The 3217-nt window shown below is 53.5% G+C and carries 1 protein-coding gene; it reads right to left on the bottom strand.

Annotated features, from left to right (window positions below):
- Positions 1–33: 33 nt before the first annotated feature.
- Positions 34–3042, bottom strand: coding sequence for a Tn3 family transposase (locus F0Q32_RS25550; RefSeq protein ID WP_149465158.1), 3009 nt, complete (start codon positions 3040–3042; stop codon positions 34–36).
- Between the last annotated feature and the right edge of the window lie 175 nt (positions 3043–3217).

Raw genomic sequence — 3217 nt, 5'->3', positions numbered from 1 at the left:
GGGGGTTGAGGGCCAATGGAACGAAAACGTACGCTAAGAAGGTAATTCATTGTTTAAATTGAAATTTAATGCTCTCAGTTCTCCCTTCAAAATATCCTCCGGTAGCGTGAACGTATAATGCCCCAGCATATTGATATGCCCGTGCATCAGTGGGGATAACCGGGCGATATCTTCATCCCTGGTTTCTTCTCCATTAGTGCGCATCCAGTTCAGGGCTTCCTGCATATAAAGCGTGTTCCACAACACCACTGCGTTAGTCACCAGGCCCAGCGCGCCTAGTTGATCTTCCTGCCCCTCACGGTAGCGCTTTCTGATCTCGCCGCGCTGCCCGTAACAAATCGCTCGCGCCACCGCATGGCGGCCTTCTCCCCGGTTGAGCTGCGTCAGGATCCGCCGCCGATAATCTTCATCATCAATATAATTGAGCAAATATAGCGTCTTGTTAACTCGTCCCACTTCCATGATCGCCTGTGCCAGTCCTGATGGGCGTGAGCTTTTCAGCAGAGAGCGAATGAGTTCTGAAGCATGAATGGTGCCCAGTTTCAGCGAACCGGCGGTTCGCATCATCTCATCCCACAGATCCTCGGCTTTCGACAGATCGGCACAACCACGCGCCAGCTCATCCAGTGCACCGTAATTTGCCGATTTATCCACCCGCCAGAATACCGCTTCACCGGCATCGGCAAGCCGGGGGGAAAACTGGTATCCCAGCAGCCAGAACAGGCCAAAAATAATGTCACTGGTACCGGCTGTATCTGTCATGATCTCAACCGGATTCAGCCCCGTCTGCTGCTCCAGAAGTCCTTCCAGCACAAAAATGGAATCACGTAGTGTGCCGGGGACAACGATGCCGTGGAATCCGGAGTACTGATCAGAGACGAAGTTGTACCAGGTGATGCCACGCCCGGAGCCAAAGTATTTTCTGTTCGGCCCGGAATTAACGCTTTTCACAGGTGTGACAAAGCGCATACCGTCAGCTGAAGCCACCTCGCCACCACCCCAGCGGCCAGTAAGCTCCAGCGTGGACTGAAAATCAACCAGCCGGGCATTGGCGCTGACCAACGTTTCGGCCCGGAGATAATTCTGTTTCACCCAACTGAGCCGGTGGCGCGTCAGTGCCGGTATATTGTGCTTTATCAGCGGTTCCAGCCCGATATTGCAGGCTTCTGCCATCAGGACCGCGCACAGGCTGACATGCAGATCCTGCGCCCGTGCCCCGGATTCACTGACATGAGTAAATTCCCGTGTAAAACCCGTCCTGGCGTCTATTTCAAGCAATAATTCCGTCAAATCAACCGGAGGAAGCAGCTGCCTTACCCGGCCGTTGAGACGATGCAACGACGGTGGCTCCTCCAGTTTCTCCAGACTGCTGATAGTCAGGGACGGATATTTACCGTCATTGCAGATATGGACCTCCGCATTTCCTTCAAACCGGGATGCGACGGCTTTCCAGGTTTCATCCAGCTGGACCGCCAGCTGTTGCACGCCTTGATGTCCATCAGTGGGATGTCCCAGCGCCCGGCAGACGGGGACCCGCTGAACCTGCCATTCTTCTCCCTGCAACAGCTTCTCGCGGGGATTTCCCCAGCGATCGCTGTTTTCGAGCCAGATGTCCCGTCTGCGCAGTGCATCCTGAAGGCGCTCCAGCAGACAAAGCGAGTAACCGGCACGTTGTATCCGGCCCTCCGCATCGTACACCAGGCGTTTCCAGGGGCCGGTAATAATATGTTCAGGCGCATCCTCCAGGATGCGTTTTTTCGAGCCGTTCAGCTCGGTCAGATAATGAATCGCGGCCAGCGTATGCTCTCCTGCTGGTGCAGCCTGGAAATGCAGGTCGCGTAATACCGCCGGAAGAAAACGCTTTACCCGCCCGTACTGCTCCACCATTTCGTCATGGAAATTGTTGTTCTGAGGCCGGGCCAGTTCATTCACCTTGCTGACCGATTCTGCCAACCTGCTTTTCGGTATGCTGCTGAATATGGTCTCCCTCAGTTCAGCATCGTCAGCCTGCTCATCCAGCAAAAGCGTACAGGCCCGGGCCAGCAATAGCGATGCCCGATCAAGATCTTTAAGCGTCCTGAGCCGCTTTTTCTGCCCCGTTTTCTTTGCCTCGCGGGTGATGTCCAGTATCAGCATATCGAGCACATCAACGGCCTCATCCAGCGCTGTTATTTCCTGTGCTTTAACAAATGCGGTGAGTATGGCCAGTTTTCTTTGGTCTGGCATGCGTGCGATATATTTTACCGATGCCATGCCTGCATAACGCGCCAGATTACGCAGCTGTATGGCGGGCAGACCGGTAAAGTTCAGCCGGGAAAACTCAAGGTTTCGCAGCCGGATATACCGCTCCAGCGCTTCGGTAAATGCCGGACCGCTGACGGTGACAGGTCCTTTTTTCAGTTGTTCCAGCGGTGAAATTCGCTGTCCCTCAGGAATGTCTAACAGCTCCGTCACGCGGGCGGTCTGCCAGCTGTCCGGCAGCGCGGCCAGTTTCTTCCACAGACGCTGATTTGCCCGTTCGCGTATTTCACTGACGAGACGTACAAGTGTGGTTGCTCCGGGCAGCAGGACCTTATTCTGAAGCAGCCACGCGGTGGCAAAATCAAACATCAGACCAGGTCGATCATTACTGAGCCATGCCCGGGTGTACAGCAGGCGCTTCAGGCGGAAAGACCAGGGAAAATCGCCAAACTCATGGTAACCGTAATATTCCTTAATCAGCGCAGTATGCTCTCTGAGGGTGGTATCCCGTTCAGCGTAGCGGGAGAGGACTTCCGGACGGCGGATTTTAAGCTGCACCGCGACAAATTGCTGAACACCTGGCAGAACCCGGGTTAAATCTGTCAGGAAGGTGCCCAGAAAGCGGGCGCTGGTAAGCTGAAGCGCTATTCCCAGTCGGTTATGCCTTCCCCGCCGCTGGTTGACGAAAGCAAGATCCCGCTCATCAAGATGAAAATAGCGCGCCAACTGCACGTCATTAGGTTCTGCAACGTAGCGACCATAATTCAGTTCCTGCTCGGTGGTCAGAAAATCAACGGGCATATCGGCCTCCCTGCTCGACGGTTATATTTTAACAATCTCGCAACCGTCCGAAATATTATAAATTATCAGACATACTAAAATGGTGCTGTTTATGTGTCTATTAAATCGATTTTTTGTTATAACAGACACCTGTTGTCCGATATTTGATTTAGGATACATTTTTATGCGCCTTTTT

This window comes from Pseudocitrobacter sp. 73 (assembly GCF_008369545.1).
Taxonomy (GTDB): Bacteria; Pseudomonadota; Gammaproteobacteria; order Enterobacterales; family Enterobacteriaceae; genus Pseudocitrobacter; species Pseudocitrobacter vendiensis.
This window is presented reverse-complemented; position numbering and strand designations above follow the sequence as displayed.

What these genes read in the sequence shown, in the direction of transcription:
- F0Q32_RS25550 (WP_149465158.1), bottom strand. Translation starts at nt 3,042, where the DNA reads ATGCCCGTTGATTTTCTGACCACCGAGCAGGAACTGAATTATGGTCGC.